The sequence below is a fragment of the Clostridium acetobutylicum ATCC 824 genome (assembly GCF_000008765.1).
GTDB lineage: Bacteria > Bacillota > Clostridia > Clostridiales > Clostridiaceae > Clostridium_S > Clostridium_S acetobutylicum.
This window is the reverse complement of sequence record NC_003030.1, coordinates 2,339,171-2,360,740: the sequence shown is the minus strand read 5'-3', so window position 1 is coordinate 2,360,740 and position 21,570 is coordinate 2,339,171. Positions and strand designations below refer to the sequence as shown.

Annotated in this window: 16 protein-coding genes and 1 pseudogene; 10 read left to right on the top strand and 7 right to left on the bottom strand. The window is 29.9% G+C overall.

The window, feature by feature from the left end; translation table 11 throughout:
• The first annotated feature begins 2 nt into the window (after positions 1–2).
• Positions 3–971, top strand: a complete 969-nt coding sequence (locus CA_RS11610; RefSeq protein WP_010965559.1) for a 3'-5' exoribonuclease YhaM family protein — start codon at positions 3–5, stop codon at positions 969–971.
• A gap of 28 nt (positions 972–999) precedes the next feature.
• Here CA_RS11610 and CA_RS11605 read toward each other — a convergent pair whose 3' ends face one another.
• On the bottom strand, positions 1,000–2,184 hold the full coding sequence (locus CA_RS11605; protein ID WP_010965558.1) for a DegT/DnrJ/EryC1/StrS family aminotransferase: 1,185 nt from the start codon (positions 2,182–2,184) through the stop codon (positions 1,000–1,002).
• Positions 2,185–2,386: 202 nt separating this feature from the next.
• On the opposite strand from CA_RS11605, the gene CA_RS11600 reads away from it, so the two are divergent.
• A complete protein-coding gene (locus tag CA_RS11600; RefSeq protein ID WP_010965557.1) occupies positions 2,387–2,566 on the top strand; it encodes an HTH domain-containing protein in 180 nt (59 codons plus the stop codon).
• Positions 2,567–2,642: 76 nt separating this feature from the next.
• Here the strand turns inward: CA_RS11600 and CA_RS11595 are convergent, their stop codons facing one another.
• The 5 genes from CA_RS11595 to CA_RS11575 form a co-directional block, all read right to left on the bottom strand.
• Positions 2,643–3,500: a hypothetical protein gene (locus tag CA_RS11595; RefSeq protein WP_010965555.1), complete on the bottom strand. Its 858-nt coding sequence runs from the start codon at positions 3,498–3,500 to the stop codon at positions 2,643–2,645.
• A gap of 90 nt (positions 3,501–3,590) precedes the next feature.
• Positions 3,591–4,262: an ABC transporter ATP-binding protein gene (locus CA_RS11590; RefSeq protein ID WP_010965554.1), complete on the bottom strand. Its 672-nt coding sequence runs from the start codon at positions 4,260–4,262 to the stop codon at positions 3,591–3,593.
• A 15-nt stretch (positions 4,263–4,277) separates the two neighbouring features.
• A complete protein-coding gene (locus CA_RS11585; protein ID WP_010965553.1) occupies positions 4,278–6,782 on the bottom strand; it encodes an ABC transporter permease in 2,505 nt (834 codons plus the stop codon).
• Positions 6,783–6,920: 138 nt separating this feature from the next.
• The gene (locus CA_RS11580) at positions 6,921–7,562 is read right to left on the bottom strand and encodes a response regulator transcription factor (RefSeq protein ID WP_010965552.1); all 642 of its coding nucleotides are present in this window, start codon (positions 7,560–7,562) and stop codon (positions 6,921–6,923) included.
• A complete protein-coding gene (locus CA_RS11575) occupies positions 7,563–8,699 on the bottom strand; it encodes a sensor histidine kinase (protein WP_010965551.1) in 1,137 nt (378 codons plus the stop codon).
• 554 nt (positions 8,700–9,253) lie between these two features.
• Between CA_RS11575 and CA_RS11570 the strand changes: the two genes are divergently transcribed.
• The 3 genes from CA_RS11570 to galU all read left to right on the top strand — a co-directional run bounded on the left by CA_RS11570 (position 9,254) and on the right by galU (position 16,199).
• The gene (locus tag CA_RS11570) at positions 9,254–12,907 is read left to right on the top strand and encodes a TIM-barrel domain-containing protein (protein WP_010965550.1); all 3,654 of its coding nucleotides are present in this window, start codon (positions 9,254–9,256) and stop codon (positions 12,905–12,907) included.
• Positions 12,908–13,139: 232 nt separating this feature from the next.
• Entirely contained in the window at positions 13,140–15,311 is a 2,172-nt protein-coding gene (locus tag CA_RS11565; protein ID WP_010965549.1) for a glycosyltransferase family 39 protein, read from the top strand.
• Between the two features lie 24 nt (positions 15,312–15,335).
• Positions 15,336–16,199: a UTP--glucose-1-phosphate uridylyltransferase GalU gene (gene galU / locus CA_RS11560; protein WP_010965548.1), complete on the top strand. Its 864-nt coding sequence runs from the start codon at positions 15,336–15,338 to the stop codon at positions 16,197–16,199.
• A gap of 48 nt (positions 16,200–16,247) precedes the next feature.
• Here the strand turns inward: galU and CA_RS11555 are convergent.
• A pseudogene (locus CA_RS11555) lies at positions 16,248–16,964 on the bottom strand (asparagine synthase-related protein); the annotation flags it as partial.
• A 179-nt stretch (positions 16,965–17,143) separates the two neighbouring features.
• Between CA_RS11555 and CA_RS11550 the strand changes: the two are divergent.
• The 5 genes from CA_RS11550 (at position 17,144) to CA_RS11530 (ending at position 21,482) form a co-directional block, all read left to right on the top strand.
• Positions 17,144–17,338 carry a hypothetical protein gene (locus CA_RS11550; RefSeq protein WP_010965546.1) on the top strand — a complete coding sequence of 65 codons (195 nt, stop codon included), beginning with the start codon at positions 17,144–17,146 and terminating at the stop codon, positions 17,336–17,338.
• A 39-nt stretch (positions 17,339–17,377) separates the two neighbouring features.
• Positions 17,378–18,949: a recombinase family protein gene (locus CA_RS11545; RefSeq protein WP_010965545.1), complete on the top strand. Its 1,572-nt coding sequence runs from the start codon at positions 17,378–17,380 to the stop codon at positions 18,947–18,949.
• 185 nt (positions 18,950–19,134) lie between these two features.
• Complete coding sequence (locus CA_RS11540) at positions 19,135–20,226, top strand: alpha/beta fold hydrolase (RefSeq protein ID WP_010965544.1); 1,092 nt, start codon at positions 19,135–19,137, stop codon at positions 20,224–20,226.
• Positions 20,227–20,238: 12 nt separating this feature from the next.
• Positions 20,239–20,625 (top strand): OsmC family protein, encoded by a 387-nt coding sequence (locus tag CA_RS11535; protein ID WP_010965543.1) that lies wholly within the window; start codon positions 20,239–20,241, stop codon positions 20,623–20,625.
• Positions 20,626–20,681: 56 nt separating this feature from the next.
• Positions 20,682–21,482, top strand: coding sequence for an HAD family hydrolase (locus tag CA_RS11530; RefSeq protein WP_010965542.1), 801 nt, complete (start codon positions 20,682–20,684; stop codon positions 21,480–21,482).
• The last annotated feature ends 88 nt before the right edge of the window (positions 21,483–21,570 follow it).

The following is a 21,570-nucleotide window of genomic DNA, read 5'->3' as shown; positions in this document are numbered from 1 at the left end:
TTTTGGAATTAAAGACTATTAGTGAATTGGAAGCAGGAAATAGAATAGATGGCTTCTTTATAATTAAATCAGCAGAAAAAAGAATTTCTTCTAACAATAAGAAGTATCTTGATTTTACTTTTGGTGATAAAACTGGAGACATAAATGGAAAACTTTGGGATGCATCAGATGAAGATGAGGATGCGTTTGTTGATAACATGCTTGTAAAGGTACGTGGAACAGTAATTGAGTGGCAAAATAACCTTCAATTAAAAATAGACAAAATACGAAAGACAGTAGATTCAGATAATGTTAAAGTAGCTGACTTCGTTCCGTCTGCTCCATATCTTCCAGATGATATGTATTCAACTATACTAGAGTATGTAGAGAAGATAAAAAATGCGGATATAAAAAATATTTTATATGATGTTTTGGAAAGCGCAGGAGAGGAAATAATGTATTGGCCTGCAGCTAAGAAAAATCATCATTCTGTTCGTTCAGGACTGTTATATCACACCTTTACTATGCTGAAGGTAGGAGAAAAAATAAGTGAGATATACACATTTTTAAATACAGATTTAATATATGCAGGGGTAATACTTCATGATATGGCAAAGCTAGAAGAAATGGTATCCTCAGAACTTGGAATAGTTACTGATTACAGTGTGGAGGGTCAGCTTTTAGGACATATAATATTGGGTGTTGAGAAGGTAAGAAATTCAGCTAAAAAGGTTGGGGCAGATAAAGAAATATCTATGATGCTTGAGCATATGGTATTATCACACCATTATGAAGCTGAATATGGCAGCCCTAAAAAACCAATGTTTCCAGAAGCAGAGGTATTGCATCATTTAGATGATATGGATGCAGCCATGTTTGATATGAAAAAGGCTCTTGAAACAACTGCTCCAGGAGAGATGTCTGATGCAATATGGTCTCTTGATAGAAGAAGAATATATAAATCAAAATTTGATAAAGATGTTATTGAATAAAAATAAGGAAGCTAAAGCTTCCTTATTTTTATTTTGACTTAACTTTCTCAATTGCATTAATAACTTCATTAACTATACATTTTGCATCATCTACTGAAAGAGATGAATATAGTGGAAGAGTTAGTTCGTTTGCATATTGATTATAGGCATTAGGATAATCTTTTATAGAATATCCAAGAGTCTTGTAATAAGTGAACATTGGTAGAGGAGTAAAGTGTACATTTGTAGGTATACCAATTTCTGCAAGTATATTTATTACTTCATTACGCTGCAATTCAGTAAAATCTTTTATTCTTAATGGATATAAGTGATAGGAGGTTTCTTTTTCAGTATCTTTAGTAAAAGGTATAATAGCCCAAGATTTATCCTTCAATGCAGCAGTGTAGATTTCTGTAAGGTATGCTCTTTTCTTTAACATATCCTCATAACGTGTAAGCTGAACTAGACCAATGGCTGCATGGATATCTGTCATATTACATTTTAGGCCATCAGTTAAAATATCATACTGCCAGCCACCAGCTTTTGATTTTGTGAGGGCATCTTTGGTTTGACCATTTAAAGCTGTGTATTTGAATTCTTTATATAAATCTTCTTTACCATTAAAGTGGTTATTGTTAAAGGTTATAGCTCCACCTTCAGCTGTAGTAAGATTTTTCACTGCGTGAAATGAAAACACATGAAAATCAGCCTGGCATCCAACTTTTCTTCCTTTGTAGGTAGCTCCGAAGGCATGTGAAGAATCGGATATAAGTATGATATCTTCTCTATGTATTTCTTTTAAAAGATTTCTAATAGCATCGTAATCTAGTGGTATTCCTGCAATATCAACAGTTACTATTGCTTTTGTTTTTTCGGTTATAGCATCCTTTATTTTATTTATATCTATTAAAAAAGAATCTTTTTCAAGATCTACAAATATTGGTTTTATTCCTCTATGACATATGGTGTTTGAAGTAGATGCGTAGGTATAAGTTGTTGTTATTATTTCATCAGGAGGAGCGAAATTTAAAACTTTCATTATTAAATCAAGCGCTGAGGTCGCACTTGAAACAGCAACTGCTTTTTCACATTCGCAATATTCTGCTACCTTTTTTTCAAATTCAAAAACCTTAGGTCCTGAGGTAATCCATCCAGATTTTAAAACTTCAATAACATTTTCAATTTCTTTTTCAGTAAGATCTGGTGGTGAGAAGGGTATGTTATATTTTTTCATTGTGATTACCGCCTTTCAAGTAATAAACTGTATAGTAATAAAGTCGTTATAAATTTGTGTTAATTTATAGAAATAAGGAAATTTACACTATAAATATTATTATAGAGCGTAAATTTTGTATTTACAACCTTTAGATAATGTAGTATATTATTAGATAGTAAATATTAATAGATAATTACTATCAAGGAGGGGAAGTTTATATATGGATATAAAAGAAACTATTTTAAAAATATTATCAGATTCAATTGAACCACTTAAAACTAAAGAAGTTGCAGAAAGAGCAGAAGTAGATTCTAAGGAAGTTGACAAGGCTATAAAAGCATTAAAGGCAGAAGGTAAGGTAGTATCACCTAAAAGATGCTATTATTCTGTGGAAAAATAGATTATCTATACATAAAAGTATACAGAAAAAATTTTTTTCTGGATACTTTATTGTTATTATTTTTCATATATAGTAGTTATCTAAATTTAAAAGGACATTTTATATACCGTGTAAACCTTTTAAATCTTGGTAAACATTTATTTACGTCGATTATAGTAGGTACAAAATTCCCAGATGAATTCTTAACAAATTGATTAACTTGTACATCTGTGCCGTTAGTCAATTGAACAAATTGAAATTTATACTCTTTTCCATCCGTGCCGGTTACGTAAATGTTTTTTGTATAACCATCTTTTTCTGTTGAATGTCTTTCTTTTATTAGATGGCACCAAGAACCATAGGTTGTATCCACATAGAGTTCAGCATTATGAGACCAACCGTGATAAGGTGCACATAAGAAGTCTTCTCCTCGTATATCTATATCTGAAATTTTGTAATTTTCACCGTCTAAAGTCAAATCTATGAAACCGTAGTAGTAAGCAAAGCTTGTATTTCCATTTACTGAAGGTTCTATTGTCTCTACTTCAAAAAAGTATCTATAGTTGCTAGAAGAGTTAGTGTTGTAAAGTTTATTAAGCTTTATAAGATTTATATGACCAATATCATTAAAATAGCGTATATAACTTTTATAATTAACTCTTTTTTTAAAATCCTCTGTAAGAAAGTTGTAGGATATGGGATATGGAGCTAGGCTGTTTCCTATGCTTCCACAGCCGCCTTTAGATATCATAGAAGCTTCTCTTAGAATACTAAAGTAATTTATTAAGGTATTCTCTGGAGAGGTAAAAAAAGAGCTTGGTAAATTTATTTTATTATAATCTTCGTTCCAATATTTATCAAAAAAAGTGTAATCAAAATCTTTTATATTTATGGCAGTTAATTTAGAAGGTCTAAAGTATTGTTCATTAAATTGAAAAATATCTAAATCATCCATTGACATAAACCTCATAATTATTACTTTATAGTAATATTATATTTAAAGTATTTCTAATTGTTAATATAAAAGATACAACTCTATAGTTATCTATATAATCTTACCATCCTTTAAGTTTACAATTTTATTTCCATAATGTGATGATTCAAGGGAATGAGTAACCTGCACTATTGTTTTTCTTAAGTCTTTATTTATGTCATTAAAAAGTTTCATTATTTGCATTCCTGATTTTGAATCTAAATTCCCTATAGGCTCGTCAGCAAGTATTATATCAGGATCAAATATAAGAGCTCTTGCAATAGAAACTCTTTGTTGTTGTCCACCAGAAAGTTCCCTTGGAGTGAATTTTCTTTTAGTTGTCATACCTATTATTTCAAGTAGTTCATCTAATTTTTTTTTGTATTTGTTTGGATTCTTCCCATCCAAAAGTAGAGGAAGAAGTATGTTATCCTCTACATTCAAATTTGGAATAAGATTATAAAATTGAAATACGAAGCCAAGTCGTTGTCTTCTTAGTGCACTCTTTTCTTTTTCTTTCATTTTAGAATATTCTCTTCCTAAGATAAATACACTCCCGGAAGTAGCACTGTCAAGCCCACCCAAAATATATAATAGGGTAGATTTTCCGCAGCCTGAAGGACCCATTACAGAAACAAAAGCTCCTTCTTCAATATTTAAATTTATATTTTTTAAAACATCTACTTTGTCATTACTTATATTAAAGGATTTATACATACTTTTAACTTCAATTAAATTTTTCATTACAGTCACCTCAAATTATTCATATTTTAATTCATGTACAAGATTCAATTTTTTACTTCTCAATAAAGTTTTAAGAGAAGCTATAAACATAATAATAGATACAGATAAAGCTGCCCAAGGCATAAAACTAAAAGGGTAGGTGATATTTATATTTAGTACTAGGTACTTGAATATATCGCTAAGTAAAGTTAGTGTCCATATTGAAGATAGGAAAGTTATAAAAAAAGCTATAAGGCCTTCTGTAAAGCTTTCAAATAATATCATGAGATTTTTACCAGTGGAACTAAGGCCTATTGATATTAAGGAGGCTATTTCCTTTTTCCTTTGCACAAAACTTATTGATATATTGCTTAGTATGCCTAATAAAGCAATTAACATAGAAGTAAATGAAAAGATATTAAAGAGACTTATAAATTCTTTTGAAGAAGCTGCATCTTTATTTACATTATCTTGTTTTGTGGAGACAGATACAGGAAAGCCCTTGAATTTTTTTATAAGATCTTTCTTTATACTACTTGTATTTGAACTTGTACTTATAAAAAATTCATTTGAATATCTTACATTAAAGTGCTTTAAGGCCGCTTTAAAGGATATCAAGTTTATGTTTCCCATGTTCATAAAACCAGCATTAACAACAGAAAGTATTTTGAAATCTTCTTTTTCACTATTAGAGGAATATAAGCTAATTGTATCTCCTTTTTTTAAGTTATATCTTCTTGAATTTTTCTCAGAAATGATAATACCATCTTCATTATTATTTAATTGATCAAGTTGTTTATTTTTATTAGTATAGACTAAATAATTGTCGTAGCTTTTAAAATTATTTGGATCTACGCATAGTAGATCTATTTTCTTAGAAAAATCGTTGTTTAAGTTTGTATTGATATATTTACGTCTTATTACATTGGTTTTCTTGTCATAATTGTTTATAATTTCGCTGCATTTTTTTAGTACATCCACATTTTGAGAATTTATATCTATAGAAACATCAAAGTTTAAATTTTTATAGACTTCTGTCAGGGTATCTTTTAAAGAATTAGTCATAGACATAACCATCATAATTGTCATAAGCGATATAGAGATAAGTCTTATATTATTTAAAAGTACCTTTGAAGTTCTTATATTATTTAATGCAAGCATAGGAAGTACATTTATATTTTTACTTAGTTTAATAAATGGGAATGTAACAAGAATGGTTATGCCTGGTATTATTAAAATTATACCTAAGAAGCACATAAAAAAAGCAGGAAGAGACATTATATAAGGGCGCAAGCTTCCTAAATTTTCTCCAGTAAAATGAGACGCTATAGATAGAAATATAAGAAAAGTTCCTACAATGAAACTCTTTTTATATGACACTTTAGTGCTTACAAAATTATTTAAGATAATTTCTTTTACCGGAAATTTTCTTATAGCAAGTATAGGAATTAATGATGAAATCACTGAAATTGTCACAGAAAAAATAAACCCGTACAGTAAATATATATAGTTTAAATTAAATTTAGCAGCAATACCTTGATTTTTTAGTGGATTACTTAAAGCTACAGTTAAATATAAAATAGCATATCCTAGAATATTTCCAATTAAACCTCCTAAAAATCCATATATAAAACTTTCTTTAAAGAAGGTAATTATTATGCTGAGTTTAGTTGCTCCTTGGCTTAAAAGAGTGCCTATAAGAGGTATTCTTTCCAGTACTATCAATTTAAATGAACTATATATTATAAGGGTACTCATAATTAAAACTATACACAGCATAAATAGAAGACAAGTTTTTATAGTATTTAATTGAGATTCAAGATTACTATCATCTAGTAATACTCTTGCGCTTAAATTTGGGTTAGTAGTATTAAATTTTTTAATCCATTTATTTATATTTGATTTATCAATAGAGGTATATAGATTTGTATATCCTACATTTTTACCATAAATAGAGCATGTGGTTTCGGTAGGAGTTACTAAAGTGAACTTTTCCTTTGAATCGCTTAAAAATAAGCTATTATTTGAAGCTATTGCTGAAATAATATATTCATTTTCCTTGCCAAGAGTGTTTAAGGTTATTTTGCTTCCTAATTTAAGATTTAGTTTATTACTTATGCTCTCAGATATAATTAGCTTATTCCCAGTAAAGGGTTCTAGATTTTTTGATTTTAGAAGTCTTATATTTTTAAATTTCTTAAAATCATTAAGGGAAGTACCAAGCATATTAAATTGCTCATTATCATTATTTTTCAAATAGCCACTTACCTCACAGGTTTTAAAGTTATTTTTTATATTTGAGCAATGAACATTAGAGAGAGTAAAAAATGGAGTTTGAGCCTTTTCATTTGAATTTATTACTATATTGAAATCTTCGTAAGACCCTTTTAAAAGATTCCTATAGTTAGTTGTTATGGAATCAGAGATGCCAAGAGAAGCAACTAAAAGAGTAGTACTTATAAGTATAGAAAATATAATGAGAAAAGCTCTTGATTTTTTTTCTAAAATAGATTTTGTAATAAATTTAGTTAATATATTCATAAAATCACCTCGAATTAAAACTTATATTTATAATGTATAATTTAATTAAAGTGATTTGAAGATGAGTTAAGTAACAAGTGATATAAAAAAATAGGTATATATATTACTTTAGTAACACATATACCTATTTTTATGGAATTAAGTTTCATCATTTATAAAAATGGCTAAAAGTTGTGTCCTTCTCTGAAGTTTTAGTTTCTTAAGTATTTTAGATATATAATTTTTTACAGTGCCTTCTGAAATAAATAGAGTTTCAGATATTTCTTTATTGCTTTTTCCTGATGTCACTAATTTAGTTATTTCCATTTCTCTTTCAGTAAGGACACTTAAAATTTCCTTATTAGTACTATTGATATTATTTGATAAATTTAATGCATTTACAAGCTTCGGTGTTACCACTGGATCAAACATCATTTTATTATTATAAGCTTCCTTGACACTTTTAAGTATATAATCTATTTCACTGTCTTTTAGAAGGTAACCGCTAATTCCACTTTTAATTCCATTAAATATATATTCATCTTCATCGAAGGTTGTAAGAATTATTATATTGATTTTGGGATATTGTTTTTTTACTAAGTTGGTTGTTTTTATTCCATCCATTTTTGGCATTCTAACATCCATAAGTATGATATCAACAATATGTTCCCTAAGCTTATTAATGACATCATAGCCATCTTCAGCTTCACAAATTACTTCTATTTCATCATCAAGACTTAATATTTTTTTTAAGCCTTCTCTAACAATCACTTGATCGTCGGCTATCATAACTCTAATCATTTAAAATCCTCCTGGTATTTCAGTTTCTATAGTGAAACCTTTTCTAGCCTTGCTTTCAAAAGCTACTTTTCCATTTAAAGCTTCAATTCTTTTTTTTATTCCATTAAGTCCAGCTGAAGGCTTTATGTTTTGGCAGCCTACTCCATTATCCTGTATAATTAATTTTATATATGAGTTTACTAAAGTTAAGGTGACATTAATTTCAGTTGGATTACCATGTTTTAAACTATTGGTTATACCTTCTTTTATTGTCTTTATAAGAGTATTCTTTATTGTGGTAGTTGATTTTTCTATATCACTAGCGCAGTCAAAATTTATTTTTACTATATCAAGTCTATTAAATTTCTTTATTATATCATAAACTTCCTTTTTTAAATCACAGCATTCATCTAGTTTTTTTAAATTATAAACTGTAGAACGTAGAGTTTGTACACTTTCCTTTATAACTTTGTCCATATTGTCTAATTCTTCGTTAATATTTGATCTGTTTTTAATACCCTTTAGATACTTGATATTCATTGAAAGTGCCATTAGAGAGTGACCTATAGAATCATGTAATTCTTGAGAAATTCTGTTCCTTTCTTCTGATAATAAAAATTCTCTCTCATTAAAAGAATATTCTATTAAATTAGAGTTTAGTATTTTAAGCTTGTCTCGTTCATCTTTAAACTTGTGGATAAAAATAAAGACAAATAGAATAGCCATATATATTATAATTGAATATGCTATTGAACTGAGTATTTCATGTAAATCATAATTTTTAAAAATTAAGTTTTTTAAAGTTACCATCATAAAAGCTGAGGAATGAATAGCTACAAGGAGCTTTTTCTTGAAGTCAGCTTTAATTTCAAATATGTCGTCTAAAATAATAAAATAATATATATTATCACAGTGACCAAATAACCAAATAAAAGCATAAACAATGGTTGATATAATTATAAAGAGAAAAGGATATTTCTGTTTTTTATTTAAAAATATAAAGCTGTATATGATTAAAATAACGTCGAGAAAGATCAATAAAACATAATTAATGAAACAGTTTTTAGAATTCATGTAAATGGTAAATATAGTATAAATTAAAAAAATGTATCTTATTTTAGATTTGAAAAAATCAAATAAAGAAAGAAAATTTTCCATAGTTAAGTTATCCCTTCTAAAGGTATTGGATTTATTATGTATAATTACCAAGTATATTTTACAATATGTTAAAAGCTTTTACAACGAATGCTTTCTGAAAAATTTTACATGATTTTTAGTGCTATTATATACATTTTAAATAAATCTATAAAATATTATCTTAGAAAAGCCGTTAGGTTAAGTTAAGATATGCATAAGAATATAGAAAGATAAGAAAATTGGAGATTTAACAATTTAATGAAATTGGTTGCATTAAAAACATATTAAATATGGAATTTGATACAATAAATATAAAAAAGGTGATTTACATTTATAGAAATTAAAGGTATAATTAAGGTAAAGTCAAGGTTACTTATAGAAAAGATGTAAAAAAATACATGAAAGTTTGACTTAAATTATACTAGGAGGTGAAAAAATTAAAAAAAATTCATACCTAAAAGAAAGACTAAAAAGTTTTATTCGACACATTCGTGAAATCGATTGCAAGAACTTTATAAAAATTATATATATATACTACCACATAGGTTTGAGAAGTTTAAAAGGGGGAAAATTAAATGTATAGTGGTAAGAAAAAAGTTTGGAAAAAGACCCTATATTATTTTGTTGCAGCAGCGTTAACATTAAATACTGTGCCTGAAATTATAAGACCTGTGAGTGCAAAAGCAGCGCCTAATATGAAAACGATATCTAAAATTAAAACAGTCAAAGAAAATGCTAGAGTATCAAATTTATCTGCAAAATTAAATGGTGATACTCTACAAATTGTAAACGGTTTAGATGAGACGGATATTAAAATATGTGAACCTCAAGTTTTAAAAGTTGATTATAAACCATCGGGTCAATCTAGTTCTGATACTTTGGTAGTTGATCCAAATAAAATTTGGAATACTGGAAATATAATATCTAGTGATTTAAATTCAGATCCAATGGTAATTACAACTCAAAAAATGACAATTAAAATAAGTAAGTCTGATTTAACAATGAGTGTATATGATTCTACTGGTAAACAAATAGTTAAGCAGCAATCTATTGCTAGTAAAAGCGTAAGTTTTACTCATAATTCAGGAGATAGATTTTATGGAATAAACGGATATAATTTCAAAGAAGATTCAAATAAAGGAATGCTTAGAAATGGTACAGAATCTGTTTATGCTGGATATCAAGGACACTGCGGTTCACCATTTGTATGGAGTAATGATGGTTATGGATTACTTGTGGATTCAGATGGAGGAAGTTTTACAATTGGAGATACATCACTTCAATATAGTGGTATTTCCAAAACAGATACAGACTATTATTTAATGCTTGGAAGTCCTAAGGAAGTTATTTCTGAGGAATCAGATGTATCAGGTAAAGCACCAATGTTTCCTAAATGGGCAACCGGTTTTACAAACACTCAATGGGGTTGGAATAATTCACTATCCGGAACAGGAAATGATGAAGATAAACTTAAAAGTGTGCTAAATACCTATCGTTCTAAGCAAATACCTATTGATAACTTCTGTCTTGATTTTGAATGGAAAAAATGGGGGCAAGATAACTATGGTGAATTTAAATGGAATACAGATAACTTTCCTGATGCCCAAAATGGTCAGTTAAAGGCTTATATGGATTCTAAAGGACTTAAGATGACAGGTATAATGAAACCAAGAATTCTTGCAGATTCAGAGCAGGCTAGATATGTAACATCAAAAGGCTGGTGGCTTCCAGGAGACAGTGCAGCTTCGGATTACTGCTCTGGTAAAATGATGGAAAACGTTAATTTTGCAATTTCAGATGTTAGAAAATGGTGGTGGAATAACATTCAAGATGCTTTTGATAAAGGTATTGTAGGTTTTTGGAATGATGAATGTGATGAAAATGTTAATTTTGGAAACTTTGGCAATATGAATATGGAAAGAGCTATATATGATGGACAAAGGGCTTATAAAAATCAAAGAGTGTGGTCACTTAATAGAAACTACTATGCTGGAGCACAAAGATATTGTTATGGAATGTGGTCTGGTGATATATCTACTGGTTTTGATAGTATGGCAAATCAACGTGAAAGAATGCTTTCAGCAGTTAATTTAGGAGAAGCTAAATGGGGAATGGATACAGGTGGCTTCAATGATGGAGATCCGACACCTGAAAATTATGCAAGATGGATGGAATTCAGTGCATTTACACCTATATTTAGAGTTCATGGACAAGATAATAGGGTGCGTTATCCATGGGCATTTGGTTCAACTGCAGAGGCCGCTGCAAAGAAAGCTATGCAGTTAAGATACACTTTAATACCATATATATATTCATATGATAGAAGTGCATCACAATCTGGATTAGGACTTGTAAGATCACTTATGATGGAATACCCTAATGATTCTAATGCAGCAAATGATAAGGAAGCTTGGATGTTTGGAGATTATATGCTTGTATCACCTGTAGTAAATCAAGGTCAAACTTCAAAAAGTATATACTTGCCAGAGGGAAATTGGATAGACTATACAACAGGAAGAGAATATACAGGTGGACAAACTATAAACTATGCTGTAGATTCAACTAATTGGAGTGATATACCTCTATTTATAAAGAGCGGAGCAATTATTCCTACACAAGATTTTGAAAACTATGTAGGTGAAAAGAAAATAACTGACGTTTATGTAGATGCTTTTCCAAGTGATAAAGCTACAACCTTTGACTACTATGATGATGATGGAACTAGTTATGATTATGAAAATGGCTCTTATTTTGATCAAAAGATGACCCTTCAAACTTCTACTGATTCAAAATCTGTACAATTTAACATAGATAAAAATACGGGAAGCTATACTCCTGATTTAAAAGACTATATAGTTAAAATGCATGTAAAGGGTAATGGAGCTGTTACTGCTAACGGACAGGCATTAACGCAATATTCAAGCTATGATGCATTAAAGAGTGCTTCAGGAGAAGGATATGCATCAGGAACTGACACCTATGGAAATGTTGTATATATAAAGGTTTCATCAGGAGATGCAAAAAATATAAATGTATCTTGTAATCCTTTACCTGTAACAATTACAGCAGCTGCAAATCCTAAAGGAGGAACTTATTATGGACCTCAAACAGTGTCACTTACAGCTTCAAAATCAGATGCAACAATATACTATACACTAGATGGTACAACACCAACTGTTAATAGTACAAAATATATAGCACCAATTACACTTAACCCAAGTTCAAGTAAGCAACAGCTTAATTTTTTAGCTGTAGATGCTTCTGGTAATCAATCTCAAATTTATACAGAAGTATATAATGTGCTTAAAGTAGGAGATGGAATAAAGGTTCACTTTAAAGATCCAAATGGTTGGTCAGCACCTAATATATATTACTATGACCCTGCAGGAAAGTTAACAGGACCAGGTTGGCCAGGAGTAAAAATGAATAGTGATGGTAATGGATGGTATTCATATACTATTCAGAACTGGACGAGTGCAAAGGTACTATTTGATGACGGAACTAATCAAATCCCAGGTGTAAATCAGCCAGGAATTGATGTTACAGGGGAAGAGTGGTATGAGAATGGTAAATTGTATCAAGCTAATCCAGATATCAGTGCAAGTGCTAGTGTTAAAGGTGGAACCTATAAGAATGCACAGACGGTAACTCTTACAGCATCAAATTCAGATGCAACAATATACTATACCTTAGATGGCACAACACCAACTGTTAATAGCGCAAAATATACAGCACCAATCACAATAAATTCAACTACTACACTTAAATTTATTGCAGTAGGATCACAAGGAAATCAATCTGATGTATATACAGAGGTATATAATATAAATACAGTTGGAAACATCATAACAGTACACTTCAAAAATCCAAGCGGTTGGGGAGCACCATATGTATACTACTATACTAGTTCTGGACAAACAGGACCAGGTTGGCCAGGAGTAAAAATGAATAGTGATGGCAATGGATGGTACTCATATACTATTAATGGGTTAAGTAGTGCAAAAGTACTATTTAATGATAAAATCAACCAAACCCCAGGAAGGAATCAACCAGGTTACGATGTTACAGGAGAAGAATGGTATGAAAATGGTACATGGTATAAAAGTAATCCTGATGTAGAATCAATAGCTAAAGCAGCTTTAAAGATTAATTCTAAAACTGTTAATTATAATGTTAATTCATTATGCGATGCTGCTACAATAAATTTACTTCCTCCTTGCCTTAGATAAAATTATAAATATAAAGTAACTTAGAATATTAAAATATCAAACATACACCCAAAATATGTTAATGTGAGAATCGGTCTTATGTAATGTAAGGCCGATTTTTTATATTGCAGTAATCACATAAGTTTCACATAAAATTTTGATATTTGTACAGTAAATTTAAGTTATAATCCTTACATAAAGTAACTAAGGCAATTATTATTTAAGAGTACAACTATAGAGGAGTGAGTATTAAATGAAGAAGGTTAAGATTACTAAAGAAGGAATAGCATTATGTATAATTGTACTAATATCTGCAGTACTAAATTTCTTTAATTTAAGCATAGAAGGGTATGGAAACGCATATTATGCATCTGCTGTAAAAAGCATGACTATGAGTTTGAAAAATTTCTTCTTTGTGTCTTTTGATCCAGCAGGATTCGTAACAATTGACAAACCACCAGTAGGTTTCTGGCTTCAAGCAATATCTGCCAAAATATTTGGATTTAGTGGAGTAAGCATATTATTACCTTCAGCAGCGGCAGGGGTAATTTCTGTAATATTAATATATAAAATTGTTAAAAGGCAATTTGGAAGTATATCAGCATTATTATCAGCATTGTTTCTCTCAATAACACCAATTTTTGTGGCAGTAAGCAGAAATAATACCATAGATAATATACTTATAATGTTTTTGTTATTAGCCTTGTGGGCACTTACAATTGCAGCTGAAAAAGGGAAAATTAAATATTTAATTATAAGTTTGGCGCTTGTTGGTGTTGGTTTTAATGTAAAAATGGTTGAGGCATATTTGGTTATCCCAGCTATATATATAACATATCTTCTTACAACAGCTGTGTCAATCAAGAAAAGATTGATACATTTAGTTTGTGGAACTCTTGTATTAGTAGTTGTTTCTTTGTCCTGGGCATTTATTGTTGATTTAGTTCCAGCTTCAAGCAGACCATATGTTGATAGTAGTACCAATAACACAGTAATGGAGCTGATACTTGGGCATAATGGTACAGAAAGGCTGTCATTTGGTTCTCAAGGTAGCAATGGTGGTCCAGGTGTGGGAAGACATATGTCAGGTACTAGCAGTAAGAATGGTAATATGCCAGGTGTCCCAAGTAGTAAGAATGGCAATAGGTCAGGAAATCCGCCAAGTGCTTCAAATACTGGTATGCATGGTGGTCCTATTAATCAAGGAGGACCAGGTGGCAATATGCAAGGTGGTTTTAATGGACAAAGCAGTAATTCTTCAAAATTTCAAACAGCAATGTTTGGTGGAACTGTTACTGCTGGATTAACAAGACTATTCTTAGGTAATACACTTGCAGATCAAGTAGTATGGTTTATACCTCTTGCTATATTTGGATTTATAGCATCTGTTTTAAAAGAAAAATTAAGGTTAAGTCTTGATAATAAGAAAAAACAAGCTATAGTAATGTGGTTTATGTGGTTTTTACCTGAGTTTATATATTTTAGCTTTAATACAGGTACATGGCACCCCTATTATTTGACAATGTTTGCGCCTCCAACAGCAGCTTTAGCGGGAATAGGAATTACTTCTTTATGGGAGATTTATAAGGAAGGTGGTTTTAAGGCATACCTATTACCGGCAGCATTACTTATAAGTGGAGCGTCTCAGATTATTATGCTTTCTTACTTCATGACTTCATTAGACATTGCAAAAGTATTAATGATCTTAGTGATTATATTAAATATTCTTCCAGCAGTAGCACTTGTTATATTTAATATAACGGGTAAGACAATAGGAGATTTAAAGAATATTAAGAGAAATGCAGTATCCTTAGCTCTAGTTGGAATAATAATAACACCACTTGTAGGGTCAGGAGCAGTACTTATAAATAAAGTTAATAATTCAATGCCAGTGGCAGGTTTAGAGCTTCTGTCAAGTAATAGCAAATCTAAAATTGGAGGAGGAATGGGCGTTATGCCTGATAAGGAAAATTCTTCTAATTTAAAACTTATTAATTTCTTAAAAGAGAATAAAACTACAAGTCAAAAGTATTTATTGGTAGTTGAAAATTCCAACTCTGCATCTGAGATAATAGTTAGCACAGGAGAGTCGGTAATGTCTCTGGGTGGATTCCTTGGAAGTGATAAAATCCTTACACTAGCTCAATTTAAGGGAATGGTTAAAAAGGGAGAAATAAGATATGTAATGACCGGTGGAATGGGAGGAAACTCCAGTAGTGAAATAATGAATTGGGTTAAGAGTGTAGGTAAGAAAGTTTCTACAAGAGAATATAGTAATCAAAGTACTAAATCTAGTACAGCTAATAAAACTTTAGATAACAATACGAGTAAGTCAGATTCTAAAAATAGGAGTTTTGGTATGGGAATGAATCAAGAACAATTATATGATTTAAAAGCTTATACAGATAGTTCTAAAGATAAGTAAAATTTTATTAAGAGGTGGTAATATATGAGCATAAGAAAAGCTGTGATTCCAGCAGCAGGTTTAGGAACAAGGTTCCTTCCAGCTACAAAAGCTCAGCCAAAGGAAATGTTACCTATAGTTGATAAACCTACAATACAGTATATAGTTGAAGAGGCAGCTTTATCAGGAATTGAAGAAATACTTATAATAATTGGAAGAAATAAAAAATCAATAGAAGATCATTTTGACAAATCGGCAGAGCTTGAAGAAGAACTAAAAAATAACCATAAGGAAGAACTTCTTCGGATGGTTAGGCAGGTAAGTAATATGGTTAACATATACTATGTGCGCCAAAAGGAGCCTATGGGATTAGGACATGCTATTAGTTTGGCAAAAAGTTTTGCAGGAAATGAAGCTTTTGCAGTTATGCTTGGGGACGATATAGTGGACAGTAAAGTCCCCTGTTTAAAGCAGCTTATGGACTGCTATGATAGATATAATACGTCTATATTAGGAGTTCAGGAAGTAAGAAAGAAGGATGTTTGTAAATATGGAATTGTGGATGGAATAAACATAGAAAATAAAATATGCAAGGTCAAAAATTTAGTTGAAAAGCCTAGTATAGAAATGGCACCTTCTAATATAGCTATTCTTGGAAGGTATATTATAACGCCAACTATATTTCCTATACTGGAAAATACAAAACCTGGAAAAGGTGGAGAAGTTCAGCTTACAGATGCATTAGAAGAATTGCTAAAGAGAGAAGCAATATATTCATATTGTTTTGATGGCAAAAGATATGATATTGGAGATAAACTTGGATTTATAGAGGCAAATATAGATTTTGCACTTAAAAATGATAAACTAAACAGTGAACTTAAGGAATATCTACTCAACATAAACAAATAGTATTTTAATAACCCCGTATATTATCATATATAAATATACGGGGACTATTTATATCATTTTTATTTTATATTCTTTAAGCCAAAAATTTACCTGAAGAAGATAGGCTATTAATTGAGGTCCCTTCATGAGTTGACCAAACCAAGGTGTTTTGTAAGAAGAGCCGCCAGTTTCAATGAGCTCATTTACAGTTTTTAAATCTATTATATCTAAAATAGGAGATGTCTTATCCTCTACCACTTTTTTTAACCATTTTTGAACCAAAGCTGTGTATCTAGGATCAAAAGTCTTTGGATAAGGACTCTTCTTTCTTTCTATAACGTCTTGAGGTAGAACGCCCTCAAAAGCTTTTCTTAGAATTCCCTTTTCTCTTCCGTTTAAAAATTTAATTTCTGGAGGTATATTAAAAGCGTATTCAACTAGCCTATAATCAGCAAAAGGAACTCTAACTTCAAGACTATTTGCCATGCTCATCCTATCTTTTCTAGTAAGAAGGGTTATCATAAACCACTTTATATTTAAATAGAAGAGTTCACGCATTCTTTTGGCATAAGGACTATCCTCATCAGAAACAGGAACATTATTTAAGTTTTCTTTATATCTTGCATCTACATATTCTTGAAGATTTATAGACTTTAAATCATCGGATAAAAGGCTTATTCTCTCATTTACAAATCTAGACCATGGAAAAGTGTTAGCATATATCATTTCTTTTCTCATGAACCAAGGATAACCTCCAAATATTTCATCTGCACATTCACCTGATAGCGCAAAGCTGGTGATAACAATCAAACTTACACGTAGTTACATAAGGATAGATATATTTATCTCAAAATTTCAAAAATACATAGTGCCAAGATAATACCGTGTAAATAAACAGGTATATTTCTGTAACAAAACATACTTTAGATTAATATAATATAATAAGCAATTATCTGGAGTTTTAGATGAGATTAAAAAAAGTAAAATATAGAAATAAAGAGGCCCTTATAATTTATTTAACTCAAGCTGAAGTTGAGGATAATATTATAAAGGAAAAAATAATAGAATATAAGGAAGGCTATTCAAGTGTTGCAGTGTTTGTAAGTGGACGCAAGAATATAGAAAAAGTTATAAAGGATATGGTTCAAGAAAGTCTGTGAGGCAAATCTCAAGTTTGTGTTTTAAGGTAGGGTAATATTATGAATGTAGTAGGTTATGTAAGGTTAAGTAGGGATGAAGATAAGGAAAACTATAGTTCAATAATTACTCAAAAAAACATTATTGAAGAGTACTCAAAAAATAAAAATTGGACGGTTAATAGGATATATGTGGATGATAATTGTTCAGGATATACTTTTGAAAGACCTGAATTTTTGAAAATGATGTATGAAATAAAGGAAAGAAAAATTGATGTAATTGTAGCTAAAGATTTATCACGTATTGGAAGAAACAATGGCAAGGTTCTAGTATTTATAGATAAACTAAAAGAAAAAGGCATTAGGCTCATATTAGTAGAAGAAGCAACAGGAGGATTAGATTTACTAGAGGACAATTACGATATACTTGGGATAAAAACTTGGTACAATGAGATGTATGTTAAGGATATTTCTAGAAAAATAAGAGCAAGTATGCATTTAAAACAAAAGAAGGGTAAGTTAATAATTGGGAATATATATGGTTATAAGAAGATTAAAGTCGAAGATGAAGTTACCCTTATAGTAGATGAAGAAATAAGACCTATAATACAGCTTATTTTTAAATATTACATAAAGGGATTTGGGTATAAAAAAATATGTGATTTGTTAAATGGAAATGGATATTCAACTCCAAGTGAATGTATGCAAAAAAAGCATGCAAACAATGGGAGAGTATTTAAAAATAATGTGGCTCATAGATGGCAAGCGTATATGATAAATAGGATAATTAAAAACGATATTTATATAGGAATACTTAGGACAAAGAAAAGGCAAGTTAAAATGATTAAAGGAAAGGAGGAGAAGGTACCTAAGGAAGAACAATATGTTTTTGAAAATCATCATGAAGCAATAATAACAAAAGAGGAATTCGCATTAGCTCAGGAAATAAATCTAAGAAGGAATAGAATAAAGTTTAGCGGGAAAGCAAAATACAACTATATATTTAGGGGATTTATGCAGTGCGGAGAATGTGGATATGCTGTTGTTGGATGTAATTTAAAAGCATATCCTAAAATTGAAAGAGGTTATAATTGCAGAATGTATAGGAGATATGGAAATAAAATATGCAGCAATCATTCTGTAAGTGAACATGAAGTTTTATTCTTTTTTAAAGAGTTTTTAAGAGATATTAGAAGAAAATACAAGGAGTATATCCTGAAGATTAATATTGATAAAAAGGAAGACTTTATGAGGAGTAGTTTATCAAAAATGCAAAAGCAGCTTTATATTGAGAAAGAAGAACTTAGATTTATTTTATGTAAAAAAATAAAGGATATATCAAGGGAGGATAATAAACAATATAAAAAAATAATAGAAGAAGCTTATGTCAGGATGGAAAAAGAAAAAAAGAAAAATATTCTAAAATTAACACAGGAAATTGAAAAATTCAATGTAGAAAATAATTTGAAGTGTGATAATAGTTTAAAGAACGCTCTACAGGTTTTTGATAATATAATTGAGTCTGAAAATCTAAAACGTGAGGACGTTGAAAGAGTACTTGATAAAATTATAGTATATAAAAATAAGCACTTGGAATTTAGACTTAAGGTAAACATTGACAGCATTATAAAGTGATTTCACTTAGGTGTTTCTTAATAGTTTACAATATTTCTGCATTGCAAGAACAGTTATAATAATTTATAATTTTATTTTAGTATTATATAGAGTGAAATAAGTAGAAATTTCACAAATAGCAATAGATTAAACAATACGTAAGGTGTAACTTCTATTGCAAAATTATTTGTATTGAGGAGTTTTATATGAGGAAGTTAAGTAAGAAGGTTTTTTTGATTTTTGCTGTAACAACAATTTTTATTCTTGGAAATTCAGCTTGGGATAGGACCATAGCATCTGAAGAGGATAATTCTATGATTGATGGAAAACCTAAAGAGTATTATATAAGTGAAAAAAACTATAAAAGAGAAATAAAGCAAGTTGAAAATTATCTTAGTGCTAGGCGAGAATCAGGGCATTTTATTGGAAAGGAAAATATAGATATTTACTACGAAAAATATGTTATACCAAATTCAAAGAATTCAATTGTAATATCCCATGGGTTTAGGGAGAGTATGGTAAAGTATAATGAAACAATATATTATTTTTTGAAAAATGGATATTCCGTATATGGATTGGAACATAGAGGCCATGCAAGATCAGGTAGATTAGGAAAAGATTCAACACAAACAAGTGTAGATAATTTTGATTATTATGTAGATGATTTTAAAAAATATGTTGATACTATAGTAGAACCGGATAATAGAGGGAAAAATTTATTCTTATATGCACATTCTATGGGAGGAGCAATTGGAGGCTTATTTCTAGAAAGGTATCCTAAATATTTCAAAGCCGCAGTTTTAAGTTCTCCAATGTTTGAGGTAGATACGGGAAGATACCCTGAATTTTTGTCAAGAGCTGTTGCAAGTGTATTTAACTTTGTGAATTTAGGAGATACATATGCTCCTGGTCACCATGAGTATTCTTGTGAATCGGATTTTGAAAATTCCTGCACAACAAGTAATATTAGATATGATTATTATTTAGATAAAACTAACAAGAGTAGAAAAATTGAAAATGGTGGAGCTTCGTTTAAGTGGGTAAAGGAATCTTTAAAGGCAACAGATGAGGTTACAGACGGAAAAAATGCATCAAAAGTAACTATTCCAGTGTTGTTATTTCAAGCCGAAAATGATGATATAGTAAGGCCAGGAGGACAAGATAAGTTTGCAAAAGAAGCTAAGAAGTGTAAACTAATAGTGATTAAGAATTCAAAGCATGAAATATATAGAGAAAAGGATAGTATAATGGTTCCATATTTCAATAAGGTATTTACTTTTCTTAATAACAATAAGTAGGAGAGGATTTTTATGATTATTTCTGAAAGTGAAAAAGAAAATTACTATACAAAAATTTTTAGTAGTAATGCAGTTATTTTTTCAGATGTTACAAAAGAAAAAGGAGGAAATGGGGAAAGTTTTGGTCCCCACGATTTACTATGTGCTTCTCTTGCTTCATGTCTTAATATAACTATAAGAATGATATTGGAACATAAGAACATAAAGTATGATAATGTTATCGTTAAGGTTGATTTAGATAAAAGTGATGATACTAAAGTTAAATTCTTATATAATGTAGATATCTTAGGTGATATTTCTTATGAAATTAAACACAGAGTTATTGATATTGCAAAAAAGTGTCCCGTAAGAAGGACTTTGTCAAAGGAAATAGAATTTGAAATTAAAGAAAATCTATAATTAGGTTTTATATTAATTAAATATTTTACTAATGAAGAGTAGAGGAGATATATTAGATGAATAAAAAGATGATTTTTTTTGATATTGATGGAACTATAGTGGATGAAAAAACACATGTAATTCCAGAAGGAACAATAGCTGCCATAAAAAAGGCTAGAAGCAATGGTCACCTTGTATTTATAAATACAGGAAGAACTTTTTTTAATGTTCCGGATAGTATTAGGCAAATTGGTTTTGATGGTTATGTTTGCGGGTGCGGAACTTATATACATATTAATGGACAAACTCTTTTGGAAAAGTCTATTTCTCATAAAAGATGCGTAGAAATAGTTGAAAAGCTTCGTGAGTGTAAGCTTGATGCACTTTTAGAAGGGCAAAAGGATTTTTTCTTTGATCAAAGAGAACCTGTTTCAGAAAAAACTCTTGAGCTAAAAAGTAAATTTGGAAAACGTGGTTATGATGTTAGTAAGTCTTGGGATGATTCTGATATTGTATTTGATAAGTTCGTTATATGGACAAGAAAAGAAAGCAATTTGGAAGCTTTTAAATCTCATATTTCTAATGATTTTGATTACATTGATAGAGAAGATGAAGAAGGAGAGTTTGGAGAAATAGTTCTTAAAGGATATTCAAAAGCAACAGGAATTAAGTTTTTACAGGACTATTTTAATATACCTATTGAAGATTGTTATGCTCTAGGAGATAGCTTGAATGATCTTCCAATGCTTCAGTATGTCCCTAATAGTATAGCTATGGGAAATAGTAGTAAAGGTTTATTTGATTTGGTAGCCTTTGTTACTAAAGATATAATGGAAGACGGAATTGAGTATGCTCTAAAGCATTATAATATTATTTAGAAAAACTATTTTTATTAGGGGAGTTATAACGTTCTTATAACTCCCCTATATTTATAAATTGTTTAACTAGATTAGTTATCATCTGTAT

Coding starts and splice junctions, on each gene's coding strand:
- CA_RS11565 (WP_010965549.1), top strand. CDS start 13,140: ATGAAGAAGGTTAAGATTACTAAAGAAGGAATAGCATTATGTATAATT.
- CA_RS11590 (WP_010965554.1), bottom strand. CDS start 4,262: ATGAAAAATTTAATTGAAGTTAAAAGTATGTATAAATCCTTTAATATA.
- CA_RS11605 (WP_010965558.1), bottom strand. CDS start 2,184: ATGAAAAAATATAACATACCCTTCTCACCACCAGATCTTACTGAAAAA.
- CA_RS11595 (WP_010965555.1), bottom strand. CDS start 3,500: ATGGATGATTTAGATATTTTTCAATTTAATGAACAATACTTTAGACCT.
- CA_RS11535 (WP_010965543.1), top strand. CDS start 20,239: ATGATTATTTCTGAAAGTGAAAAAGAAAATTACTATACAAAAATTTTT.
- CA_RS11575 (WP_010965551.1), bottom strand. CDS start 8,699: ATGGAAAATTTTCTTTCTTTATTTGATTTTTTCAAATCTAAAATAAGA.
- CA_RS11545 (WP_010965545.1), top strand. CDS start 17,378: ATGAATGTAGTAGGTTATGTAAGGTTAAGTAGGGATGAAGATAAGGAA.
- CA_RS11580 (WP_010965552.1), bottom strand. CDS start 7,562: ATGATTAGAGTTATGATAGCCGACGATCAAGTGATTGTTAGAGAAGGC.
- CA_RS11550 (WP_010965546.1), top strand. CDS start 17,144: ATGAGATTAAAAAAAGTAAAATATAGAAATAAAGAGGCCCTTATAATT.
- CA_RS11540 (WP_010965544.1), top strand. CDS start 19,135: ATGAGGAAGTTAAGTAAGAAGGTTTTTTTGATTTTTGCTGTAACAACA.
- CA_RS11570 (WP_010965550.1), top strand. CDS start 9,254: ATGTATAGTGGTAAGAAAAAAGTTTGGAAAAAGACCCTATATTATTTT.
- CA_RS11585 (WP_010965553.1), bottom strand. CDS start 6,782: ATGAATATATTAACTAAATTTATTACAAAATCTATTTTAGAAAAAAAA.
- CA_RS11600 (WP_010965557.1), top strand. CDS start 2,387: ATGGATATAAAAGAAACTATTTTAAAAATATTATCAGATTCAATTGAA.
- CA_RS11530 (WP_010965542.1), top strand. CDS start 20,682: ATGAATAAAAAGATGATTTTTTTTGATATTGATGGAACTATAGTGGAT.
- galU (WP_010965548.1), top strand. CDS start 15,336: ATGAGCATAAGAAAAGCTGTGATTCCAGCAGCAGGTTTAGGAACAAGG.